This is a genomic window from Agromyces cucurbitae, assembly GCF_058349945.1.
The window spans coordinates 354,688-377,166 of sequence record NZ_JBYRES010000001.1 but is presented as its reverse complement, the minus strand read 5'-3'; the positions used below and the strand labels follow the sequence as shown (position 1 = coordinate 377,166).

General features: G+C 71.8%; 17 protein-coding genes. 5 read left to right on the top strand and 12 right to left on the bottom strand.

The genetic code is table 11. From position 1 onward, the window contains the following. The first annotated feature begins 7 nt into the window (after positions 1-7). Positions 8-1,405, top strand: coding sequence for a glutamyl-tRNA reductase (locus AC3RJ6_RS01840; protein WP_491425156.1), 1,398 nt, complete (start codon positions 8-10; stop codon positions 1,403-1,405). 136 nt (positions 1,406-1,541) lie between these two features. Here AC3RJ6_RS01840 and AC3RJ6_RS01835 read toward each other — a convergent pair whose 3' ends face one another. The 6 genes from AC3RJ6_RS01835 to AC3RJ6_RS01810 form a co-directional block, all read right to left on the bottom strand. Next, the gene (locus tag AC3RJ6_RS01835; RefSeq protein WP_491425155.1) at positions 1,542-2,150 is read right to left on the bottom strand and encodes a hypothetical protein; all 609 of its coding nucleotides are present in this window, start codon (positions 2,148-2,150) and stop codon (positions 1,542-1,544) included. Positions 2,151-2,252: 102 nt separating this feature from the next. Beyond that, positions 2,253-6,620 carry an endo-alpha-N-acetylgalactosaminidase family protein gene (locus AC3RJ6_RS01830; protein WP_491425154.1) on the bottom strand — a complete coding sequence of 1,456 codons (4,368 nt, stop codon included), beginning with the start codon at positions 6,618-6,620 and terminating at the stop codon, positions 2,253-2,255. A gap of 61 nt (positions 6,621-6,681) precedes the next feature. Beyond that, positions 6,682-8,457 (bottom strand): glycoside hydrolase family 35 protein, encoded by a 1,776-nt coding sequence (locus AC3RJ6_RS01825; protein WP_491425153.1) that lies wholly within the window; start codon positions 8,455-8,457, stop codon positions 6,682-6,684. After that, positions 8,454-9,368, bottom strand: a complete 915-nt coding sequence (locus AC3RJ6_RS01820; RefSeq protein ID WP_491425151.1) for a carbohydrate ABC transporter permease — start codon at positions 9,366-9,368, stop codon at positions 8,454-8,456. Before AC3RJ6_RS01820 ends, AC3RJ6_RS01825 begins: the two co-directional genes overlap by 4 nt. Then, on the bottom strand, positions 9,365-10,357 hold the full coding sequence (locus AC3RJ6_RS01815) for a carbohydrate ABC transporter permease (protein WP_491425150.1): 993 nt from the start codon (positions 10,355-10,357) through the stop codon (positions 9,365-9,367). Before AC3RJ6_RS01815 ends, AC3RJ6_RS01820 begins: the two co-directional genes overlap by 4 nt. A gap of 91 nt (positions 10,358-10,448) precedes the next feature. Beyond that, positions 10,449-11,735, bottom strand: coding sequence for an ABC transporter substrate-binding protein (locus AC3RJ6_RS01810; protein ID WP_491425149.1), 1,287 nt, complete (start codon positions 11,733-11,735; stop codon positions 10,449-10,451). A gap of 218 nt (positions 11,736-11,953) precedes the next feature. Between AC3RJ6_RS01810 and AC3RJ6_RS01805 the strand changes: the two genes are divergently transcribed. Beyond that, positions 11,954-12,991: a LacI family DNA-binding transcriptional regulator gene (locus AC3RJ6_RS01805; RefSeq protein ID WP_491425148.1), complete on the top strand. Its 1,038-nt coding sequence runs from the start codon at positions 11,954-11,956 to the stop codon at positions 12,989-12,991. 199 nt (positions 12,992-13,190) lie between these two features. On the opposite strand, the gene AC3RJ6_RS01800 is transcribed toward AC3RJ6_RS01805, so the two are convergent. Both AC3RJ6_RS01800 and AC3RJ6_RS01795 read right to left on the bottom strand, forming a co-directional pair. Further along, a complete protein-coding gene (locus tag AC3RJ6_RS01800; protein WP_491425147.1) occupies positions 13,191-13,844 on the bottom strand; it encodes a GNAT family N-acetyltransferase in 654 nt (217 codons plus the stop codon). A gap of 25 nt (positions 13,845-13,869) precedes the next feature. Further along, positions 13,870-15,255, bottom strand: coding sequence for a glycine--tRNA ligase (locus AC3RJ6_RS01795; RefSeq protein ID WP_491425146.1), 1,386 nt, complete (start codon positions 15,253-15,255; stop codon positions 13,870-13,872). Positions 15,256-15,347: 92 nt separating this feature from the next. On the opposite strand from AC3RJ6_RS01795, the gene AC3RJ6_RS01790 reads away from it, so the two are divergent. Together AC3RJ6_RS01790 and AC3RJ6_RS01785 are read left to right on the top strand one after the other, a co-directional pair. Continuing rightward, positions 15,348-15,755, top strand: coding sequence for an NUDIX domain-containing protein (locus tag AC3RJ6_RS01790; RefSeq protein WP_491425145.1), 408 nt, complete (start codon positions 15,348-15,350; stop codon positions 15,753-15,755). 83 nt (positions 15,756-15,838) lie between these two features. Continuing rightward, positions 15,839-17,368, top strand: coding sequence for an alpha/beta hydrolase (locus AC3RJ6_RS01785; RefSeq protein ID WP_491425144.1), 1,530 nt, complete (start codon positions 15,839-15,841; stop codon positions 17,366-17,368). A gap of 27 nt (positions 17,369-17,395) precedes the next feature. On the opposite strand, the gene AC3RJ6_RS01780 is transcribed toward AC3RJ6_RS01785, so the two are convergent. The 4 genes from AC3RJ6_RS01780 to AC3RJ6_RS01765 all read right to left on the bottom strand — a co-directional run bounded on the left by AC3RJ6_RS01780 (position 17,396) and on the right by AC3RJ6_RS01765 (position 21,988). Then, complete coding sequence (locus AC3RJ6_RS01780) at positions 17,396-17,902, bottom strand: GNAT family N-acetyltransferase (protein ID WP_491426207.1); 507 nt, start codon at positions 17,900-17,902, stop codon at positions 17,396-17,398. Positions 17,903-17,943: 41 nt separating this feature from the next. Then, positions 17,944-18,750 carry a hypothetical protein gene (locus AC3RJ6_RS01775; protein ID WP_491425143.1) on the bottom strand — a complete coding sequence of 269 codons (807 nt, stop codon included), beginning with the start codon at positions 18,748-18,750 and terminating at the stop codon, positions 17,944-17,946. A gap of 161 nt (positions 18,751-18,911) precedes the next feature. Continuing rightward, positions 18,912-19,817: a serine hydrolase gene (locus tag AC3RJ6_RS01770; protein ID WP_491425142.1), complete on the bottom strand. Its 906-nt coding sequence runs from the start codon at positions 19,815-19,817 to the stop codon at positions 18,912-18,914. Between the two features lie 98 nt (positions 19,818-19,915). Beyond that, complete coding sequence (locus AC3RJ6_RS01765) at positions 19,916-21,988, bottom strand: M13 family metallopeptidase (RefSeq protein WP_491425141.1); 2,073 nt, start codon at positions 21,986-21,988, stop codon at positions 19,916-19,918. A gap of 47 nt (positions 21,989-22,035) precedes the next feature. Here AC3RJ6_RS01765 and AC3RJ6_RS01760 point away from each other — a divergent pair, with 47 nt between their 5' ends. After that, a complete protein-coding gene (locus AC3RJ6_RS01760; RefSeq protein ID WP_491425140.1) occupies positions 22,036-22,407 on the top strand; it encodes a YccF domain-containing protein in 372 nt (123 codons plus the stop codon). Positions 22,408-22,479: the final 72 nt, after the last annotated feature.

The following is a 22,479-nucleotide window of genomic DNA, read 5'->3' as shown; positions in this document are numbered from 1 at the left end:
TCGTCTGGTGCTCATCTGCCTGACCGCGAGCCACAAGAACGCCGCATTCGACACCCTCGAACGGCTTTCGGCGCACGCGGACTCCGCCGCGCCGCGCATCCTCGACCGACACGACTCGCTCCAGGGCGCGGTCGTCGTCGCGACCTGCAACCGCTTCGAGGCCTACCTCGACCTCGACACCGCCGAGGGCGACTCGCCCGTTCCCGCCGTGCACGCCGCGATCCGCGCGGTCGGCGACGCCGCCGGCGTCGAGCCCGACGAGCTGCGCTCCACCTTCGGCTTCGTGCACGGCAACGCCGTCGCCGGACACCTCTTCTCGGTGGCCTCGGGCCTCGAGTCGGTCGTCGTCGGCGAGGGCGAGATCGCCGGCCAGGTTCGCCGCTCGCTCGAGCGCGCCCGCGCCGAGGGCACCACGACCCCCGAGCTCGAACGCCTCTTCCAGCGCGCCTCGCAGACCTCGCGTCGCGTGAAGAACGAGACCGGCATCGGCGGCGCCGGCCGCTCGCTCGTGCGCCTCGCCCTCGAGCTCGCGTCGAGCCGTGTCACCGACTGGCCGGCCGCACGCGTCCTCCTCGTCGGCACGGGCCAGTACGCGGGTGCGACGCTCGCGGCGCTGCGCGACCGCGGCGCGAACGACGTGCGCGTCTACTCCCCCTCGGGCCGGGCCGCGAAGTTCGCGCGCAACCACGACATCACCGCCGTCTCGCACGCGGGCTACGCGATCGCCGCGGCGGCCGCCGACGTCATCATCACGTGCACGACCGCCGAGCACCACGTCGTCGACCGCGTGCTGCTCGAGGGCGGACGGGCGACGCTCGCCGCCTCGCACACCGCACTCGCCGCCTCCGAGACGCAGTCATCGGGGCCGGATGCCGCGGCCACTGCGCCCTCCGACGCCGGCGTGCTCGCCGAATTCCGTGCCTGGTGCCCCGTGCCCGAGGCGGCCCAGAGCGCCCGCCAGCTCGTGATCGACCTCGGCATGCCGCGCAACGTCGCGACCGACGTCGTCGAGGTCGACGGCGTCGAGCTGCTCGATCTCGAGACCATCCGCCGGCATGCGCCGCTCGAGGAGCTCGGCGCCTCCGACGACGCCCGCGTGCTCATCGAGCGCGCCGCCCGCAACTTCGGCGCCGTCGGCGAGGAGCTCGACCTCGCGCCCTCGGTCGTGGCGCTGCGTGCGCACGTGCAGGGCGTGCTCGAGGCCGAGATCACCCGCGCCCGTTCGCGCGGCACCGGCGACGAGGCCTCCGACGAGCGGGTCGAGGCGGCGCTCCGGCACATGGCGGGCGTGCTGCTGCACACGCCGATGGTGCGCTCGCGCGAGTACGCCCGCGCGGGCGAGCAGCGCGCGTGGATCGACGGCCTCGAGGCCGTGTTCGGCGTGCGCGCCGACGAGTCGCACTAGGCGCCGCATTCCGCCCACCGCCCGTCACGGCGCGCCGGCGCGCGACCTGTCGGACGAAGTCGGCGACACCCCGGGGTGATGGCACGGTCCGCACGACGAGTCGCACAGAAGTCCTCCACACCGGCAGCAGGCGAGGTCAGTCTCCCGCCGGCCAGAGCGGGCGCTCGGCGGGGACGGCGTCGAGGAGCCGATCGTCGAGCACGCGCCGGAGCTCGGGAACCCCGAGGTCGCGCCACTCGACCACGAGCTGCGATGAGCGAGGCACACCCCCGGGCGCCCAGATCCACCCGCGGAATCCCCCGCGGTGCTCGTGCTCGTCGCCCTCGCCGCCGGTGTGGTGGGCGCTCAGCGTCGGCGGCATCGGGTCGTCGGGGCCGGGGTCGAACGCCGCGAACCCGAGCGGGAACACCGGGGTGCCGTCGGCGAGCTGCATGCCCAGTCGGAACCCGCCCGTCGCCGCGCCCGGCGGCTCGTGGATCCGGCGCATGAGCAGGTCCTCCCACTCCCGCCGGTCCAGCGCGAGTCGACGCACCACCCAGCCGAAGCGCACCTCGAGCCCGTTCGAGAAGCGCCGCAGCTCGCGCAGCACGACGACCGCACGCTCGTCGCGGTGGAGCACCTCGTCGAGCACGAGCCGGCCGGGCAGCTCGCCGGCCGGCGGCTGCCACCACGGCGGCATCGCCGGTTGCGCCTCGGGCTCGGGGGGCGCCGGCAGCCGATCGAAGAATCCGCCTTCGGAGTGCATGACCCACAGGGTAGACGCACGAACGCCCCCGCGGTGAGGATCGCGGGGGCGTTCGTGCCGGTGGGCGCCGGGGCGGTCACCCGCCCGCCCCGGCGCCGGCTCTCACTCGGCGCCGAAGAACTCCAGCTCGCCGATGGCCGCCCAGGGCTGCCCGTTGTGCGAGTTGAGCGCGACGACCTTCACGTACCGGCCGGCGGCCGGCTGCGCGAACATGACCGCCTGCGCGCCGCCGGTCGCGGCGAGCGTTCCGGCGGCGACCGGGGCGCCCCAGCTCTCGCCGTCGGCGCTCACGTACACCTCGTACTGCTTGATGCGGCCGTTGGGCTCGGTGCCCGGCCGCTGCTGGATCGAGATGCCGCGCAGGTCGTTCGCCTCGCCGAGGTCGACCGTGAGGTGGTGCGGGAACGCGGGCGATCCGCCGAGCCACTGGGTGTGCCAGTAGGTCGCGGTGTCGCCGTCGATGGCGTTGGCGGCGGCGCCGTCCTCGCCCTCGGTCTCCTCGGAGTCGACGTCGGCGATCGACATGCCCTCCTTCGGCAGCGGGGTCGGCGCCGCCTGGCGCGTGCCCCACACGTTGAGCTCGCCGGCGCCGGCGAACGCCGCACCGTTGATGGCGTTGAGGCCCACGAGCTTCACGTAGCGCGCGCTCGTCGCCGTCAGCGCGAGGTGCTGCACCTCGGTCGTCGACGCGAACGATCCCTTCTTCACCGGGCTGCCCCAGTTCGTGCCGTCGCTCGAGAGGTAGAGCTCGTAGTCCTTGATCGCTCCGTTGCCGCGGCGCACCTGGTAGTCGAACCCGTCGACCGTGTAGGTGTCGCCGAGGTCGAGCGCGATCCAGTGCGGGTAGGGCGTGTCGGGGTTCACCTGCGACCAGGCGGAGTGCCACATCGTCGCCGTGTTGCCGTCAAGGGCGGCCCCCGCGCTGCCGTCGCCGGTGCCCGGCTCGGCGTCGCTGACGCCCGCGATCGACAGGCGCGACTGCGGGATGAGCCCCGCCGGCAGGGTCGGCACGCTCGTGGATGCCTCGACCGTGCGCTGCCCGTCGGCGACCGAGTAGGCCGCCGTCGCCGAGACGGGGTAGCGACCCGGCTCGAGGTCGGCCGGCGCGGTCACGCGCCACGTCGTCTTCACCGTGGCGCCCGGAGCCACCGACGCGAACTCGGTTGCGCTCGAGGCCTTCGCCGTCCACCCCTCGGGCACCTCGATCGACGTCGACACCGCGGTCGCGGCCTCGGCCTCGTGGTTGGTGAACGAGGTCGTGAAGGCGTTCGCCTCACCGGGGACGAGACCCGACGGCCCGACGACGTCGAGCTTCGCGCACGAAGCGGCCTCGGTGCTCTCGCCGAGGTCGACGATGCGCACGTCGTCGACGATCAGGTCGGCACCCGTGCCGCCCACGGCGTTGCGGCGCACGCCCACGTACGGCGTGCCGCAGGTGGGGGCGTCGAACTCGACCGCGAACTCGGCCGTCGTGAGCTGCTCGCCGAACGGGGTCGAGGTGAGCTCGACCGGCTTCGACGTGCCGCCGATCACCTGGTCGACGCCCGAGACGAACGAGTACGCCCCGGCGACGCCGCTCTGGTGGTCGAAGCTCACCCGGTAGCGGTGGCCCGCCTCGAACGGCACGGTGTACTCGGAGGTGCGGTAGACGAGCCCGCGGTTCTCCTCGTGCGCCATGAGCGAGTAGTCGCCGCCGAGCACCATGTCGAACTTGCGGCCGTTCCAGCCCTGCTGGGTGTAGGGCTCGTTGCGCTTCGCGATGTGGGTGCGCGGGTCGGTCGTGCCTCCCGAGTCGCCCTTGAAGAACGGACCCCAGCCCTGGTCGACGACCTCGAAGTCCTCGTCGACGAGGGCGCGCTCACCCTCGCCTGCGGCGCTCGCCGTCGGGTCGTCGGTCGCGACCACGCGGACGTTGTCGACGCGCACCGCCGCGTCGCCGTCGGCGGCCGCGATCGTGAGCGTCGGGCGCACGCCGTCCGCCGGGACGGTGATGTAGGTGCGGATGCGCTGGAGGTTCGTGCCGTTCCACTCGTCGGCGGCGACCGCGTTGCGCACGGTCGAGCGCTCGACCGTGTTCGTCGCGCTCTCGCCTCCGGGCACCTCGATCGAGACGGTCGTCGCTCGTGCGGCTCCGTCGGCGATGCCGAGGTCGGCCGACACCGCGTAGGTGCCCGCAGCGAGCTCGCCGAGTCGCTGGCTGATCGAGGCCTCGCCGGCGCCGAGCACGGCGGCCCGGCGTCCGAGGTCGTCGCGCTCGATGCTCGCGGCGCCCCTCGGGCTCCAACCGTCGAGGGTCGCCTCGTTGAAACCGGGGTCCTTCACGGGAGTGCCCTGGCCGAACGAGACCTTCTTCGGCAGCGTCGTGCCCGCGGTCGCCTTCGTGCCCGGCACGAGCACGTAGGCCTGGCCGGCCTCCGCGTCGATCGTGACGGCACCGTCGACCACGGGCAGGTCGGCGACCTTCGAGCGGCCGGCGTCGCCGAGCGCGAACAGCTGCAGCGACGAGGCATCCGTGAAGCCGTCGGTGAGCTGCCAGGTCGTCTGCCCGCCGGCCGGGTTGACGTGGTAGAGCTTGTCGGCGGTCGTGCCCGCCGTCGACGACCACGGCAGCAGGTAGGTGCCGCCGCGCAGCACCTCGGTGCCGTCGACCGTGATGACGCGGTCGGCGGCCGTCGTGCCGGTGACGGTCACACCGTCCTCGAGGTCGATGCGGTCGGCGGCCCAGCGAGTGATCTCGTGGTGCTGCAGGAACTTCGCGGGCACGTTCGCCGTCCACACGTTCTCGAGGAACGCCGGGAAGTCGTTCTGTCCCGTCCACCCCTCGAACTCGACGATGTGGCTCGTGCCGAGCAGCGGGTGCGGGTTCCAGACGTCGGCCTGCGTGTTGTTCACGAAGCGCAGGATCTGGGAGTTCACGCCCTTGTTCGAGGAACCGCCGTAGTTCTCGTCGTTCGCCCAGTGCGACCACGTGTTGTTCTCGGCGAGCTTGTCGGCCCACTCCGAGCCGACGCGGAACCCGTGCTTCACGAGCGAGTCCTGCAGCGACTGGGCGAGCCAGCCGTGCTCGTAGTAGACGTCGATGTACGCGAAGTCGAGGTTGTCGTCGGTGGCGTCGGCGAGCTCGCCGATGCGCTCGTCGAGCTCGCCCGAGGCGCGGTCGTAGCGCTGGTCGATGTAGTACGACTGGTCGAGCCAGTTCCAGCCCTTCGAGTTCTCGTTCGCGATCTCGTCGCTGAACGAGTTGGCCTCGGGGTAGATCTCGGTCGCGTTGAGGTGCACGCCGAAGGAGGCGTTCCACTTCTTGCCCGCCTTCACGGCCGCGTTGAGTTCGTCGAGCCCGCCCGCCCGCTCGTTGAAGTTGTCGCCGTAGTCGGTGTTCGCCGAGTCGTGGCCCTCGCTCGTGAAGCCCTTGAGCATCGCGACCTGACCGAGCCCGTCGGTGTTGAGCGCGATGCGCTTGACGTCGTCGAGCGTGCGCAGGAACGGGTGCGTCGCCTGCGAGGCGAAGTTGAACGGGATGTGCGTGATGACGTTCTCGGGCGTCTGGTCGCCCTTGTTCGGGGCGACGCGGATGTCGCGCATCGCGATCGCGCCGTCCTGCCAGTCGACCACGTCGTCGCCGTTGGCGTCGGGCGTGATCGCGACCTTGACCCACGGCAGCTCCTCGGTGCCGTCCTGGCCCTGGGCCCGGTAGAGCCACGGCCCGCTCGCGATGCCGACCTCGACGCCGTCGCCCGCGGCCACGGCCTGGCGCCAGAAGTTGCCCGAGTCCTTCGAGCTCGGCCCCGACGAGGTGTCGTAGAGCGCGTTCGTCGCGAAGGCCGCGGCGAGCTCGCCCGTGTTGGCGATGATCGCGTTCGAGCCCTTCGGCGCGGCATCGAGCGGGGTGTCGGCCGTCACCGGGATGAACACGTCGCCCGACGCCCCGCGGTCGACCGAGAGGTTCGCGGCCGCGACCGCCGAGCCGGGTTCGCCGGAGGAGACGGTGACGAGCCGGTGGTTCGGGATCTGCAGCGTCTTCACGACGCCGTCGGGGTCGGTGATCTTCGTCACGCGGATCGTGACGACGTTGTGCTTCACCGAGAGCGTCGCCTCGATCGAGACGCCGGCGAGTGCCGTCGGCGTGAGCACGTACCGGGCGTCGCCGTCGTCGACGCGCGAGGCGACCTCGACGGGTTCGGCCTTGCCGTTGACCGTGATCGACGAGATCGTCGCGTCGTTGCCGCGCATCGTCGCTCCCGAGTCGCGGTCGGTGTAGGCGACGACCTGCGGGAAGCCCGCCGACGCGGTCACCGCGAGGTCGCGACTCTGCAGCGCGAACGTCTCGCCGGCGGCCGCGACGGTGTACCCGTCGGGCACGAGCGGCGCGGCGTGCACCGGCATCGCACCGAGCGGCGCGATCACGCCACCGGCGATCGCGCACCCGAGGCCGAGTCGCCAGAGGCGACCGGGCGGTCGTGATGAAGGCATCTTCGTCTCCATTCCCGCGTCGTGACGACGCGTCCACATCGACCTGCGCCGACGGCGCAGCTCAGTCGAAGGTCTCGATGTACTCCTGCTCGGGTCCGAGCTCGGCGTGCTCGCGCAGCTCGACGACCTCGCCGAGGTGCTCGAGCTCGAGCACCGCGATCGAGTTGCGCCCCGCGTGCAGCAGCGGCGCCGGCACGTAGTACGTCTGCTGCGGCCCGATCTCCCAGTAGCGACCGAGCAGGAACCCGTTCACCCACACGAAGCCCTTGCCGAAGCCCGGGAAGGCGAGGAACGCGTCGGCCGGCTCGTCGACGGTCAGGGTGGCGGTGGCGAGCCCGTCGAGCTCGCGCTCGCCCCACTCGTCGAGCGGCAGGGCCCGCGCCGTCCAGCGCTGCACGAGCCGGCGGTCGAGCTGCACCCCGCCGAGGATGCCCTTGCCCTCGCCGAGCAGCGGGCCGTAGTTGATGCGTCCCTGGTTCTCGACGACGAGCTCGAGCGCGACGGCCCGGCCAGCACCCTCGAGGCGCACGCCCGCGGCCGCCTGCTCGGCGTCGAGCACGGCGACCCGCTCGCCGTCGACGAAGACGAGCGCACGGTCGCGCAGTCCTCGGATCGTGAGGAGCGCTCCGCCCGACGGAACGATCGGCCGCGCCTCGTAGAGCACGAGACCCGCATCGAGCCCGAGCTCCTCGAACGTCGGCGGGTGCGCGGCGCGCACCGGCTCGCCGGCCGCACGCAGCACGTCGAGCAGTTCGGCGCCCGGCCGGACGGGCAGGGTCGCCGCCGCCAGCACGGGCGGGGTCGGGGATGCCTCGGCCGGCGTCAGCCCCGTGGCATCCCGCAGCACGTCGCGGATGCGACGGAACTTCTCGGTCACCGCGCCGTTCTCGGCGATGGGGGCGTGCGAGTCGTAGCTCGTCTGCGTCGGCTGCAGGCGCACGCCGTCGTGGTTCGCGCCCGACCAGAGGCCGAAGTTGGTGCCGCCGTGCGCCATGTAGAGGCTGAGCGAGCCGCCTTCGGCGAGGATGTCGGCGACGACGCCCGCCGCGCCCTCGGGGGTGCGCACGTGGTGCGGGTCGCCCCAGTGGTCGAACCAGCCGTTCCAGAGCTCGGCGCACATGAACGGCTCCCCGGTGCGGCGTTCGCGCAGCATCGACGCCGCTTGCGCGGCACGTGAGCCGAACGTCGCGGTCGCGAGCACGCCGGGCGCGCTGCCGCCGTCCTGCATGAGCTCGGTCGGGCCGTCGGCGGTGTAGATCAGCTCGGTGACCCCGCCCGCGACGAGCCGCTCGTGCAGCCACGCGAGGTAGTCGGCGTCGTCGCCGTAGCTGCCGAACTCGTTCTCGAGCTGCACGGCCACGATGGGGCCGCCGTGACTCGCCTGCAGGGGCACGAGGCGCGGCAGCAGCTCGCCGAACCACGCGTCGACCGCTGCGAGGTAGCCGGGGTCGCTCGAGCGCAGGCGGAGGCCCGGGGTTCCCGAGAGCCAGGCGGGGAAGCCGCCGTTGTCCCACTCGGCGCAGATGTACGGTCCGGGCCGCACGATCGCGTCGAGGCCGACCTCGGCGGCGAGCGCGAGGAAGCGCTCGAGGTCGCGCCAGCCGGTGAAGTCGACCTCACCGCGGCGGCGCTCGTGGAAGTTCCACGCGACGTACGTGTCGACCGTGTTGAGGCCGAGCGCGACCATGCGCTCGAGACGGTCGCGCCACTGCGCCGGGTGCACCCGGAAGTAGTGCAGCGAGCCCGAGAGGATGCGATGCGGACGTCCGTCGCGCAGGAAGGCGCCGTCGTCGAAGGTGAGCGCCGCGGTCGCGACGCGGGCGTGCGTGTCGGTCACTTCACCGCCCCCGCCGTCAGGCCCGCGCGCCAGAAGCGCTGCAGGCTGAGGAACGCGATGATGAGCGGCACGACCGAGAGCAGCGCGGCCACGACGACGGTGCCGGCGGGCACCTGCCCGTTGCTGCCCGCCCAGCCGACGAGGCCGACGGTCACGGGCTGCAGCGAGCTGTCGTTGAGCACCATGAGCGGCAGCAGGAAGTTGTTCCAGACCTCGACGAACTGGAAGAGGAAGATCGTCACGAGTGCGGGCGACATGATGCGCACGCCGATCGAGAAGAAGATGCGGAACTCGCCCGCGCCGTCGATGCGGCCGGCCTCGATGAGCTCGTCGGGCACCGACTGGGCCGCGAACACCCGGGCGAGGTACACGCCGAACGGGCTCACGACGCTCGGCAGCAGCACCGCGAGCGGGTTGTTGAGCAGGCCCACCTGGTTGAAGAGCAGGAACAGCGGCAGCGTGAACATCACCTTGGGGATGAGCACGGCGGCGAGGATGACGCCGAAGACGACGCCGCGTCCGCGGAACTCGTACTTCGCGAGCGCGTAGCCGGCCATCGCCGACAGCAGCGTGCCGATGAGCGCCGAGGTGCCCGCGTAGAAGACGCTGTTGAGCATCCAGCGACCGAAGATGCCGTCGGACTCGGCGAAGACGAGCGCGATGTTGTCGAACAGCCCGAATCCGTCGAACCAGAGGCCCGGCTCCGAGAACTGGTGCCCGGCGGGCTTCGTCGAGGCGACGACGAGCCACCAGATCGGCACGATGAAGTAGAGGGCCGAGAGGCCCAGCAGGGCGAACACGCCGAGGCGGCTCGCGAGATTCGCCTCGCGACGGGATCGACCCGGGCGCGCGGCATCCGGCCGGTCGGATCGCGGCGGCCGCTCGGCCGACACGAGAGTGGGGGCGCTCATCGCTCGCCTCGATTCATGAGCTTGAAGAACGTGAACGAGAGCACGCCGACGATGAGCGCGAGCACGACCGACTGCGCCGCCGCGTACGGGTAGTTCTGCGCGGTGACCTGCGCCTGCGCGGCCATGAGCGGCGTGAAGGTGTTGCTGATCGCACCGCCCGAGATGGTCTGCAGCACCTTCGGCTCGTTGTAGAGCTGGGCCGAGCCGATGATCGAGAAGACCGCAGTGAGCACGAGCGCGGGCCGCACCATGGGGATCTTGATGCTCCACGCGATGCGCCAGGCGCCCGCGCCGTCGAGGCGTGCCGCCTCGATCGTCTCGGCGGGGATCGTCTGCAGCGACGAGTAGATGATGAGCATGTTGTAGCCCGTCCAGCCCCAGGTCACGATGTTCGCGACGGCCCACAGCACGATCTCGGGTGCGAAGAAGGGGATGCCGGTGCCGACGACCCGCTCGAGCAGGGTGTTGATCGGGCTCGTCACGGGCGAGTAGAGGAACGACCACATGACCGCGGCGATGACGCCCGGCACCGCGTACGGCAGGAACGCCGCGAGGCGGAAGAAGCCCTTGCCTCGCGCTGACTTCGAGTCGAGCAGCAGTGCGAGGCCGAGCGCGACGCCGAGCATGACCGGCACCTGCACGAGGCCGAACACGGCGACCCGGCCGAGCGAGGCCATGAAGTCGGCGTCGCCCAGCAGGCGCGCGTAGTTCGCGAGCGGCGTGAACTCGAGCGTCGGCGCCTCGAGGCCGAGGCCCGAACGCTCGAGCGTGAACAGGCTCTGCACGAACGCGTAGACGATCGGCACGACGTACATCGCGACGAACAGCACGCCGAACGGCAGCAGGAACAGCAGCGGGATGCGCCAGCGGCCGCCGCCGCGCCGCTGGGCGCGGCCGCCGGGGGCCGGCGACTCGGGCCCGCCGGGCCCGGTGCGCGCGCGGCGCCCCGTGTCGGCGGTCGTGACCGCCCGGGTCGATGAGGTGAGCATGTCGTCCTGCGTGATCTGTCGGTGCGTGGTGATGGTGCGAGGTGGCGGACCGGGGCGGGATCCTCGCCCGCCCCGGTCCGGGTCGGGCGGGCTACTCCGAGACGGAGAGGCCCTGGGCCTCGAGGGCGTCGACGGTCTGCTGCTGGGTGTTCTTCAGCGCGTCGGCGAAGGTGCCCTGCTTCGACCAGGCCTTGCCCAGGCCGTCGTCGAGGAAGCCGACGGTCTCGGGCATGTTCGGGCCCCAGGTCCAGCCGGTGGTGACGTTCGGCGAGGCCTCGGCGAAGACGTCGAAGATGACCTGGTCGCCGAAGTACGGGTCGGGCTCGGTGAGCGCCGGCAGGTCGAGCAGGTCGGTCGCCGCGGGGTAGAGCGCGGCGGCCTCGATGAGGCCCGTGTAGAGGTCGGGGTCGGTGCTCATCGCGTGCGCGAACGTCCACGCGGCCTCGGGGTTGTCGCAGCCCTTCAGCACGGCCGTGGCCGAACCGCCGACGTTGCCGACCTTGTTCTCGCCGGCCTCCCACTGCGGCATCGGGGCGACGGCCCACTTGCCGGCGCCGTCGGGCGCGCTGCCCTTCAGGATGCCGGCGATCCAGACCGCGCCGACGTGGGTCGCGATCGAGCCGTCGCCGAGGCCCGTGTACCAGGACTGGTCCCACATGGGGGCCTGGCTGATGAGGCCGGCGTCGGTGAGGCCCTGCCAGTAGTCGGCGACCTTCTGGCCCTCGGGCGAGTCGATCGAGACCTTCCAGCTGTCGCCGTCGACCGAGAACCACGGGGCCTCGGCCTGCCAGTCGAAGCCGGCGTAGTCGTAGTTGAGGTAGCTCGCCGAGAGCGACTTGCCCGCCGCCTTCAGCTTCTCGCCCGCGGCCTGGTACTCGGCCCACGTGGTCGGCACGGCGATGCCGAGCTCGTCGAAGACCGCCTTGTTGTAGAAGAGGGCCATCGGGCCCTGGTCGACGGGCGCGCCGTAGACGGCGTCGCCGATGCTCACCGCCGACCACGTGGCCGGCGTGAACTCGTCCTCGTTCGCGTTCGCGAACTCGGCGACGTCTTCGAGGGCGCCCTGCGCCGCGAAGCTCGTGAGGGTCTCGTAGCCGACCTGCGCGAGGCACGGCGCGTTGCCGGCCGTCACGGCGTTGAGCATCTTGTCGTAGCCGCCCTTGGCACCGGGGGCCACCTCTTCGTACTTCACGACGACGTCGTCCTGCGACGCGTTGAACGCGTCGACGGCGTCGGCGTAGCCCGGGGCCCAGCCCCAGAACGTGACCTCGGCGGGGCCCGACTGCTCGGGCTGCGCGGTACCGGCGCAGCCGGCAAGCGCCAGGCCGATGCCGATCGCGCCGGTGATGCCCACCGTGCGCATGACTGTCTTCTTCACTGCTGCCTCTCCTTTGAATGAGCTCGGAATGCGTCGTGCAACGAACCGGGCCCGCGCGGTCTCGGGTGCGGGATGCCGCGGGGCGTGCTCACGATGGTGCCACATGTTGTTATCGATAACAAGCACGGAATCCTGACGAATACGCGGGACAATCGGCCCGGTCTTCGAGATAGCATGTTCTCGGTAGCATGGGGGCTGGCCTGGCGAAGGGGCATGAGATGAGCACGACGCGGCGACCTGACGTGAACGGTCGTGCGCGCACGCCGAGCATGGCCGACGTCGCCGCGCACGCCGGCGTCTCGGCGCAGACCGTCTCGCGCGTGCTGAGCGGCCACCCGAACGTGCAGCCCGCGACGCGCGACCGCGTGCTCGCCTCGGTCGACGAGCTCGGCTACCGCATGAACAACGCCGCGCGGTCGCTCTCGTCGGGTCGCACGCGCACGATCGGCGTCGTCGTGCTGCCCACCGTCGACTACTCGAGCTCGGCCGTCACGCACGGCGTCGAGTCGGCGGCGCGTCGTGCCGGCTACGCCGTGAACATCTCGACCGCGAGCTCGCTCGACCCGGCCGCCATCGCCACGGCGATGACCCGGCTCGACCGGCAGTCGGTCGAGGGCATCGTGCTCGCCCTGCCCGTGCCGACCGGCACCGACGAGGTCGAGGCGATCGCCCGCCGCATCCCGACCGTCACGATCGACGGCTCGCGCACGAGGTCGAGCGAGGTCGTCGCAATCGACCAGTCCGAGGTCGGCCGGCTCGCGACCGAGCACCTCCTGGGGCTCGGCCACCCCACCGTCTGGCACGTCGCCGGCCCCGACGAGTGGCTCGACTCGACGGGACGCGCTGCGGGCTGGCGCGCCGCGCTCGAGGCCGCGGGCCGCGAGGTGCCGCCGCTCCTGCACGGCGACTGGTCGCCCGAGTCGGGCTACCAGGCCGGCCTCCTGCTCGGCCGCATCCCCGAGGCGTCGGCGGTGTTCGTCGCGAGCGACGAGATGGCGTTCGGCGTGATCCGCGCCCTGCACGAGCTCGGCCGGCGCGTGCCCGAAGACCTGTCGGTCGTGGGCGTCGACGATATCGCCCTGGCCGCGTACTGCAGCCCGGCGCTCACGACGGTCGCACAGCCCTTCGGCGACATCGCCGCCCTCGCGGTCGAGCACTTGCTGCGCCGCATCGACGACCCGACCGCGCCGCCGGCGTCGACCGAGGTCGCGGCCGAGCTCGTGATCCGCTCGAGCACGGCGGCCCACGCCGGCTGAGGCACGGACGGCCGAGCACGCACGGTCCTGCGCACCCTCCTCCCCCAAAGTGCACTCGACGCCCCGACGCGGGCGATCACCGCACTCTCGACAGGTCCCCGACGGACGACTCGTCGCGAAACTCATCACGAGAGTGCAGTCCTCGCCCCGGAACCGGGCGACGACTGCACTCGGGAGCCCGCGCGACCCGGGCGCGACGTCAGCCCCGCGACATCCACTCCCGCCGCAGGATCGCGTAGAGCTCCGAGTCCTGCCAGCCGTCGTCCTCGAGGATCTCCTCGAGCATCGTGCCCTCGAGCCGCATGCCGAGCCGCCGGCAGAGCGCCGCCGACGCCGTGTTGCGCGCGTCGAGGTGGGCGAACACGCGGTGCGCGCCGATGACCTCGAACGTGAAGCGCAGCACCTCGGCGGCCGCCTCGAGCGCGAGCCCGCGCCCCTGGAACGCGGGGTGCAGCACCCAGCCGATCTCGACCTGAGCGCTCTCGATGCTGCCCACGCGCAGCATGACGTCGCCGACCACCCGGTCGTGCGGGCCGGATGCCTCGGCGCCGGCGCCGCTCGCAGTGGGCACGCCGACCGACGGCTCGCCGTGCAGCACCATCGCGAAGTGCGTCGCGTCGCCGTCGGCGGCGAGCACCCGCATGCCGGCGCGCTTGAGCGTGTGCACGTGGGCGTCCTCGCGGCTGCGCGGCGGCCACGGGATGTAGCGCAGCACCTCGGGCAGGCGCTGGTACTCCCAGATGTCGTCGCTGTCGCCGGGCGCGATCGGCCGCAGGGTCAGGCGGTCGGTCCGCAGCGGGGCGCCCTCGATCGACGCGATGTCGAACGGGAACGCCGCGGCCGGTGCGGACACGGCCGCCGCTGCCTCGGACAAGCCCCTACGCCCCGATGAGCCGGGCTGCGAGGAAGCCCTCGAGCTCGGCGAGCGGCACGCGCTGCTGCTCCATGGTGTCGCGGTCGCGCACCGTCACGGCGTCGTCGTCGAGCGAGTCGAAGTCGACCGTGATGCAGAACGGGGTGCCGATCTCGTCTTGACGGCGGTAGCGGCGGCCGATCGCGCCGGCGTCGTCGAAGTCGACGTTCCAGTGCTGGCGCAGCGACGCGGCGACCTCGCGGGCGAGCGGCGAGAGCTTCTCGTTGCGGCTGAGCGGCAGCACCGCGGCCTTGACCGGCGCGAGGCGCGGGTCGAGCTTGAGCACGGTGCGGGTGTCGGTGCCGCCCTTCGCGTTCGGCACCTCCTCGACGTGGTACGCGTCGACGAGGAAGGCCATGAGCGAGCGGGTGAGGCCCGCCGCGGGCTCGATCACGTAGGGGATCCAGCGCTCGTTCTTCGACTGGTCGAAGTAGCTGAGCTCCTTGCCCGAGTGCTCGGAGTGCGTCGAGAGGTCGAAGTCGGTGCGGTTCGCGACGCCCTCGAGCTCGCCCCACTCGCCGCCCGTGAAGCCGAAGCGGTACTCGATGTCGACGGTGCGCTTCGAGTAGTGGCTGAGCTTCTCCTTCGGGTGCTCGAAGAGGCGCAGGTTCTCGGGGTCGACGCCGAGGTCGACGTACCAGTTCCAGCGGTAGTCGAGCCAGAACTGGAACCACTCGTCGTCGGTGCCGGGCTCGACGAAGAACTCGAGCTCCATCTGCTCGAACTCGCGCGTGCGGAAGATGAAGTTGCCGGGCGTGATCTCGTTGCGGAACGACTTGCCGATCTGGCCGATGCCGAACGGCGGCTTCATGCGGGCGGCCTGCAGCACGTTGGCGAAGTTCGTGAAGATGCCCTGCGCGGTCTCGGGGCGGAGGTAGTGCAGGCCGCTCTCGTCCTGCACGGGGCCGAGGTAGGTCTGCAGCATCATGTTGAAGTCGCGGGGCGGGGTCCACTCGCCGCGGGTGCCGCAGTTGGGGCAGGCGATGTCGCCCATGCCGTTCTCGGGGGCGCGGCCCTTCTTCTCCTCGTACGCCTCGAGCAGGTGGTCCTCGCGGAAGCGCTTGTGGCAGTGCAGGCACTCGACGAGGGGGTCGGTGAAGACGCCGACGTGGCCCGAGGCGACCCAGACCTGCTTCGGCAGGATGACGCTCGAGTCGAGGCCCACGACGTCGTCGCGACGCGTGACCATGTACCGCCACCACTGCCGCTTGATGTTCTCCTTGAGCTCGACGCCGAGGGGGCCGTAGTCCCATGCGGAGCGCGAACCGCCGTAGATCTCGCCGGCCTGGAAGACGAACCCCCGGTGCTGGGCGAGGGCGATGACGGATTCGAGACGGCTGGGTGCGGCCACGGTGGCTCCAATGGTCGAGGGGGTGGAGATCTCGGGCGGACAGCCCGGCGGTGCCACCATCCTACGGGCGACGCGGCTCTAGGCTTGAACGGATGCCCCAGCTGCCCGACCTCCTCGTCTCCGCGATCGCGCTCGTGCGCGACCGCCGCGTGCTCATGGTCACGGCGCGCGACCGCGAGGTCTACTACATGCCCGGCGGCAAGATCGACGCGGGCGAGACCGCCGCCGAGGCGGCCGCGCGGGAGGCCTTCGAAGAGGTCGCGCTCGAGCTCGACCCGGCCTCGCTCGACGAGCTCTTCGAGGTCGTCACCCAGGCCCACGGCGAACCCGACGGCCGGCTCGTGCGCATGACGGTGTTCAAGACCGAGACGGATGCCGCGCCGGCACCCTCCGCCGAGGTCGGCAGCCTGCACTGGGTGACGACGGCCGACCTCGACCGCTGCCCGCCCGCCGGACGCGAGGTGCTCACCCGCCTCGCCGCGAACGGCCTGATCGACTGACCCGATGGAGGGTTGAGGAGCCCGACGAAGGAGGGCGTCTCGAAACCCGGCCCGACACGAACGCGCCCCATAGACTTCGACGCATGGCGTCGATTCGCGAGTTCCACAGCGGTGACCGCGTCACGCGCATCACCCGCAGCGGTCGCGACGACGGGCCGGGCTACGTGCTCGTGCACGGCATCGGCATGGCCCACGAGTACTGGTCGGACGTCGCGGCCGAGCTCGGCCGCACGGGCACCGTCTACGCCCTCGACTTGCCGGGATTCGGCGACACGCCCCAACCCGACCAGCCGCTCACGATGCCCGGCGCCGGCGAGCTGCTCGCCGAGCTCGTGCGGGCCGAGGGCATCGCCGACCCGGTACTCGTCGGCCACAGTGCCGGCGCCCAGGCGGTGGCCGAGGCTGCGGCGCGGCATCCCGGCCTGTTCGACCGCATCGTGCTCATCGGGCCGACCGTCAACCCGCGCGAGCGCACGTCGCGCATGCAGGCCCTCCGGCTGCTGCAGGACCTCTCGCTCGCGCGACCGAAGGTGCTCGGGCTCGGTGTCGTCTCGTACGCGAAGGCTGGTGTCGGGTGGTACCTCGAGAGCCTGCCGCCCGTCATGGCCCACCGCCTGGAGCTGACCCTGCCCGAGGTCGCGGCGCGCACGCTCGTGATCCGCGGCGAGCACGATCGGCTCGTGCCCCGGCAGTGGGCCGAGCAGGTGGCGAAGCTCGTGCAGCACGGACGCTACGCCGAGGTGCCGGGCCGCGGCCACGAGACGATGATCACGGCCGGTGTGCGGGTCGCGCATCTCATCGCGCGGCATGCCCGCGGAGAGGTGGTCGGCCTCGCCGCCGAACCCGACGCCGGGGCCGCGATCGTGCCGGCCCGCCGCCGGCCGCCGCTCACGAAGGTCGTCCGCTGGTGGGCGCTCGACTACCTCTACGCGGGGTGGCGCCAGCTCGCGGTGCTCGGCGCCTGGAAGGTCCCGGCGAAGTGGTCGCGCGGCGATCCCGGGCTCCCGACCATCGTGCTCCTCCCCGGCGTGTACGAGCACTGGTCGTTCCTGCGACTGCTCGGCGACGAGCTCAACGCACGCGGCCACCGCATCCGCATCGTGCACGGGCTCGGTGCCAACCTGCTCGACATCCCCGAGACCGCGACCCGCGTCGCGCGCGCGCTGGCCCGCATCTCGATCCCGGCGGCCGGCCAGGTGCTCGTCGCGCACTCGAAGGGCGGGCTGGTTGCGAAGCGGATGCTGCTGGACGACCACGACACGTCGCTCGGGCTGCTCGGCATGGTCGCGATCGCCACGCCGTTCGGCGGATCGATCTTCTCGCGATTCATGCTCGACCGCGCCCTGCGCGAGTTCGACCCCGACGGACCGATCATCGTCGAGCTCGCCGACGGGGTCTCGGTGAACGCGCGGATCGTCTCGGTGTTCGGCCCGTTCGATCCGCATGTGCCGGAGGGCAGCGCGCTCGACGGCGCGACCAACGTGCAGGTGCCGGTCGCCGGGCACTTCCGGGTGCTCGGGGCGCAGGAGACGGTCGACGCCGTGCTCACGGGCATCCACCACCTCGCCGACGGCGCCCCGGCCGGTGCACCCGATGCGGCGGTGGCCGACTAGGCGTCAGAGCGCGTCGAACGGCGCGGCCTAGCGGAACAGGCCCACCGGGGCGTCAGGCGCATCGTCGTCGAGCCGCACCGCCTGGAAGTACGCGCCCCACGCGGGATCGGGCGGCGTGATGCCGAGGTCGGTGCTCGGCACGAAGCCGAACCGGCCGTAGTACGCGGGCGCGCCGAGGAGGGCGACGACGCGTTCACCTCGCTCGGCGGCGATGCGCAGCGTCTCGCGCACGAGCGCCGACCCGACGCCCCGCCCCTGCGCGGCGGGGTCGACCCCGATCGGCCCGAGGCCGAGTGCCGGCGACCCGCCGACCTCGCCGCGCGTCGTGATGCAGTAGCCGACGACCGCACCGTCGACCTCGGCGACGAGCGCGAGGTGCGGCAGGAACCCGGCCGACTCGAGCAGCGCCGTGTTGAGCACGACCTCGACGGGCGGCGATGCCGCCGGCGACCCGTCGGGCTGCGGCCCGGAGAAGGCGACGCCGAGCAGTCGGTCGACGTCGGTGCGATCGTCAGCCCGGTACGCTCGGACCATCACGCCCGGCGCGACGCCGCTCGGCATCTCGGATCGAGCCGTCAGCGGGTCACCCCGACCCGACGACGCGCGAGCGCGAGCCCGCCGGCTGCGACGAGCACGAGCGCGACGAGCGCCGAACCGACCGCGTCGAAACCCGTCTCGGCGAGCTGGGGCCCGTCGGTCGTCGACTCGGCTGCCGGTGCGGCCGGGGTCTCGACGACGGGCTGCTCGACGGGCGTGGCCGGCCCGGTCGGCGGGGTGGTGACGGCGGTCGAGGTGATGGTCAGCTGCACTTCGTTCGAGAACAGGAAGCTGCCGTCATCGAGCACCTGCGAGACGCTGACCATGAACTTCGGCCGGTCGGCCGTATCGGCCCGCACGAAGTCGACCGGCATGACGGTGACGTCGATGGTGCCGTCGGGAGCGACCTCGATGAGCTGGCCGAGCAACGAGCCCTCGCCCGCGCGGACGCCGAGCTGCGTCAGCTCGATGCCGGGCACGAAGCCCGACCCGGTCACGTGGATGCCGTCGAGCCAGTCGCCCTCGGGGTAGACGGTGTTCTCGACCTCGATCACGGGCGCGGGAAGGTCGGAGATCGGCGGCCAGGGCTCGGTCTCGGGCGACGGCTCCGTCGGCACCTCCACGACGGGCGGATCGAGCGGGGTGCCGTCGGGGCCGAGCGGCGGGGTCGGCGTCGAGCCCTCGTCGGGCGTCGGCTCGGTCTCGTCGGCAGGGAGCGTGGTCGACGTCTCGGGCTGCGCGGGCAGCTCTTCGGCCGAGACGGGCGAGGCGGCGAGGCCGGCGAGCAGCAGGCCCGCCGCGGCGGCGAGCGCGGCGAGGCGCACGCGCGAAGAGGTGAGGGACAACGGCGTCACTTTCGTTCGGGTCACGACGACCGCCCGGTCGGGTGGGCGGACTGCGACGACTCTACGTGACGAAGGAGCCTTTACCTGCACCGGAGCATCACGATTCGGACTCGATGCTCCGGTTCGGGTCCGCCCGTCGGCGGCCGCGCATCCCCGGCCCCTCAGTGCACGAACTCGAGCAGGTCCATGCCGACCTGGCGCATGCCGTCGAGCACCGCGAGGCGCGACGAGAGCATCGTGTCGGCGTAGTACATCGAGACGGCGTAGGCGACGCTCGCCCGCGGGCCGCGCAGCACGCCGACCTCGCTGCGGACGCCGCCGTCGGTGCCGGTCTTGTTCATGAGCAGCACGCCGTGGTCGGGCGTGCGGTGCGCGAGCGGGTCGAGGCCGAACGCCGAGGCGACCATCGAGAGGTCGGCGTTGAGCGAGAGCCAGCCGACGACGCGCTGCGACACCTCGGGCGACACGATCTCGCCGCGGGCGAGCGACGCGAAGAGCCACGTCAGCTCCTTCGCCGAGCCGATCGAGAGCTGCGGGGCGTCGTCGGGTCCGCGGTGGTCGCGCACGAGGTCGAGCAGCGCCGTTCGCGTGAGCCCGAGCGTCTCGGTGCGCGCGCGCACCGCCTCGAGGCCGATGTGGCGGATGAGCACGTTGGTCGCGAGGTTGTCGCTCGTCGCACCGACGAGCGCGGCGAGGTCGGCGATCGGCAGCGACGGCGACTGCAGGTGCTGCCAGATGCCCGAGTCGCCGGCGGCGTCGCGCGGGGCCCGGTCGAGCACCGTGAACGTCTCGGTGCTCGCCCCGACGAGGCGCGAGGCGACCTCGACGAGCAGCAGCACCTTGCCGATCGACGCCGTCGGCATCACGACGTGGTCGTCGACCGAGAAGAGCACCTTGCCGGTCGCGAGGTCGGTCGCGCGCGCCGACACCTGCACGCCGGCGAGCGCGAGCTCGCCGAGCGCGGCGAAGCCGCGGGCGAAGTTCTCCCCGGGTTCCTCCGTGCGGTGCTTGCCCTTGCGCAGATCGGCATGACGTGCGCGTCGCTCGGATCCCTGCGACGACGTCACCACGGTGCTTGCACGCTCTTCCTCGGACGGTCGGCGCTCCCCCACCGCAGGCCGCGGCGCGCTCGAGATGTTCGGATACTCGGGTTTCGGATCTGCGACTACCAGATGGTCACCCGCTCGGCAGGGTCGAGCCAGAGGGTGTCGTCTTCAGTCACTCCGAAGCCAGTGTAGAACTCATCGATGTTGCGGACGATCTGGTTGCACCGGAACTCGTTCGGCGAGTGCGGGTCGATCGCGAGCAGGCGGGCCACCTCTTCGTCGCGGGCCTTCTGCTGCCAGGCCTGCGCCCACGACAGGAAGAACCGCTGCACCGCCGTGTAGCCGTCGATCTCGGGGGCGCCGTCGACGTCGCCGCCCTGCGAGAGCACGTACGCCTTCCAGGCGATCGAGAGGCCGCCGAGGTCGCCGATGTTCTCGCCGATCGTCAGCGCCCCGTTCACATGCGGCGCACCCGCCGCGCCGGCTTCGCCCGTCGAGGATGCCTCGTCGCCGGCACCGTCGTCGGCCGGCGTCGTCGCTTCCGAGGCGCCGTCGGCCAGCTGGGCCGGCACGAGCGCGTCGTACTGCTCGATGAGCGCCTTGGTGCGCTCCTCGAACGCGCCGCGGTCGTCGGCGGTCCACCAGTCGGTGAGGCGGCCGTCGCCGTCGTACTTCGAGCCCTGGTCGTCGAAGCCGTGGCCGATCTCGTGTCCGATGACCGCGCCGATCGCGCCGTAGTTCGCGGCGGCGTCGCGGCCGGCGTCGAAGAACGGGAACTGCAGGATCGCGGCCGGGAAGACGATTTCGTTGAACCCCGGGTTGTAGTAGGCGTTGATCGTCTGCGGGGTCATGAACCACTCGTCGCGGTCGATCGGCTTGCCGATCTTGCCGAGCTCGCGGTTGAACTCGAACTCGGCGGTCGCGCGCACGTTGCCGACGAGGTCGGCGGCGTCGATCTCGAGCGACGAGTAGTCGCGCCACTTGACGGGGTACCCGATCTTCGGCGTGAACTTCGAGAGCTTGTCGAGCGCCTTCTTCTTGGTCGCCTTCCCCATCCAGTCGAGACCCTCGATCGACTGCCGGTACGCCTCGACGAGGTTCGCGACGAGCTCGTCCATCGCCTCCTTCGCCGCGGGCGGGAAGTGCCGCTCGACGTAGATGCGGCCGACGGCCTCACCCATGGCCCCCTCGACGAGGGAGACGCCGCGCTTCCACCGCTCGCGCATCTGCGGGGTGCCCGTGAGCGTGCGTCCGTAGAAGTCGAAGTTCGCCTCGACGAGGTCGCTCGACAGGTAGGCGGCGCCCGAGCGAACGACCTGCCACGCGAGCCAGTCCTTCCAGGCGGGCAGGCGGTCGGCGGTGAGCAGCTCGCCCAGGCCCTGCACGAACGAGGGCTGGCGCACGACGAGCTCGTCGAACGCGCCCGCCGGCACGCCCATCGCGTCGCGCCACACCGCGAGCCCCGACGAGGCGGGCTCGGAGCCCGGGAACGCCAGCGCCGAGGCATCCGCCCAGCTCTTCAGGTTGTAGGTCTTCTCGCTGTCGCGCGAGTCGACGTTGTTCCAGTGCGCCCTCGCGATCTCGGTCTCGAGCTCGAACACGCGGGCGGCCCGCTCGGCGGCGTCGTCGAGCTGCGCGAGCCGCAGCATCCGCTCGAGGTGCGCGCGGTAGGCCTCGCGGATGGGCTGGAACCGCTCCTCGCGGAAGTAGCTCTCGTCGGGCAGGCCGATGCCGCCCTGCTCGACGAACACGAGGTAGCGCTCGGGGTCGCCGGGGTCGTTGTCGACGTAGAGCTGCGCGAAGCCCGAGACGCCCTGGCGCTCGAGGCGGCCGAGGGTCTCGACGAAGGTCGGGATCGAGTTCACGAGCGACACCTCGAGCAGCTGCCCCGCGATGGGCGTGACGCCGAGCAGCTCGGCGCGGTCCTCGTTCATGAAGCTCGCGTAGAGGTCGCCGACCTTGCGCGTCTCGGTGCCGGGCTCGGCCTGCTGCGACTCCTCGATGATCTCGCGCACGGCCTCCTCGGCCGCTTCGTGCAGCACGTAGAACGAGCCGTAGCGGGCCTTGTCGGCGGGGATGTCGGTGCGTTCGATCCACCTGCCGTTGACGTGGCGGAACAGGTCGTCCTGCGGGCGCACGCCCGGGTCGAGCTCGTCAAGCGTGATTCCGGAGGGCAGCGCGACGTCGGTCATGCGCACCAGCCTATGCTCGGGCACCGCCGCGTAGGCTGAACATCGACATGAAGACCCTGCTCAACATCATCTGGCTCGTGCTCGCGGGCATCTGGCTCTTCCTGTCGTACGTGCTCGCGGGCGTCATCATGTGCATCCTGATCGTGACGATCCCGTGGGGCATCGCCTCGTTCCGCATCGCCGCGTACGCGCTGTGGCCGTTCGGGCGAACGGTCGTGCAGAAGCCGACGTCGGGCGCCTGGTCGTTCATCGGCAACGTCATCTGGGTGATCCTCGCCGGATGGTGGCTCGCGCTCGAGCACCTCATCTCGGGCGTGCTGCTGTGCATCACGATCATCGGCATCCCGCTCGGCATCGCGAACTTCAAGCTCGTGCCCGTCTCGCTCGCCCCGCTCGGCAAGGAGATCGTCGACGCCTGACGCGACCTGGGTCCATTCCCTTCGGGAGCGGGCTCGGCCAAGATGGGGCTGGGTGCGTCCCGGCGCCCGGAG

What these genes read in the sequence shown, in the direction of transcription:
- AC3RJ6_RS01790 (WP_491425145.1), top strand. Translation starts at nt 15,348, where the DNA reads ATGCCCCAGCTGCCCGACCTCCTCGTCTCCGCGATCGCGCTCGTGCGC.
- AC3RJ6_RS01760 (WP_491425140.1), top strand. Translation starts at nt 22,036, where the DNA reads ATGAAGACCCTGCTCAACATCATCTGGCTCGTGCTCGCGGGCATCTGG.
- AC3RJ6_RS01830 (WP_491425154.1), bottom strand. Translation starts at nt 6,620, where the DNA reads ATGCCTTCATCACGACCGCCCGGTCGCCTCTGGCGACTCGGCCTCGGG.
- AC3RJ6_RS01765 (WP_491425141.1), bottom strand. Translation starts at nt 21,988, where the DNA reads ATGACCGACGTCGCGCTGCCCTCCGGAATCACGCTTGACGAGCTCGAC.
- AC3RJ6_RS01780 (WP_491426207.1), bottom strand. Translation starts at nt 17,902, where the DNA reads ATGGTCCGAGCGTACCGGGCTGACGATCGCACCGACGTCGACCGACTG.
- AC3RJ6_RS01820 (WP_491425151.1), bottom strand. Translation starts at nt 9,368, where the DNA reads ATGAGCGCCCCCACTCTCGTGTCGGCCGAGCGGCCGCCGCGATCCGAC.
- AC3RJ6_RS01835 (WP_491425155.1), bottom strand. Translation starts at nt 2,150, where the DNA reads ATGCACTCCGAAGGCGGATTCTTCGATCGGCTGCCGGCGCCCCCCGAG.
- AC3RJ6_RS01805 (WP_491425148.1), top strand. Translation starts at nt 11,954, where the DNA reads ATGAGCACGACGCGGCGACCTGACGTGAACGGTCGTGCGCGCACGCCG.
- AC3RJ6_RS01815 (WP_491425150.1), bottom strand. Translation starts at nt 10,357, where the DNA reads ATGCTCACCTCATCGACCCGGGCGGTCACGACCGCCGACACGGGGCGC.
- AC3RJ6_RS01785 (WP_491425144.1), top strand. Translation starts at nt 15,839, where the DNA reads ATGGCGTCGATTCGCGAGTTCCACAGCGGTGACCGCGTCACGCGCATC.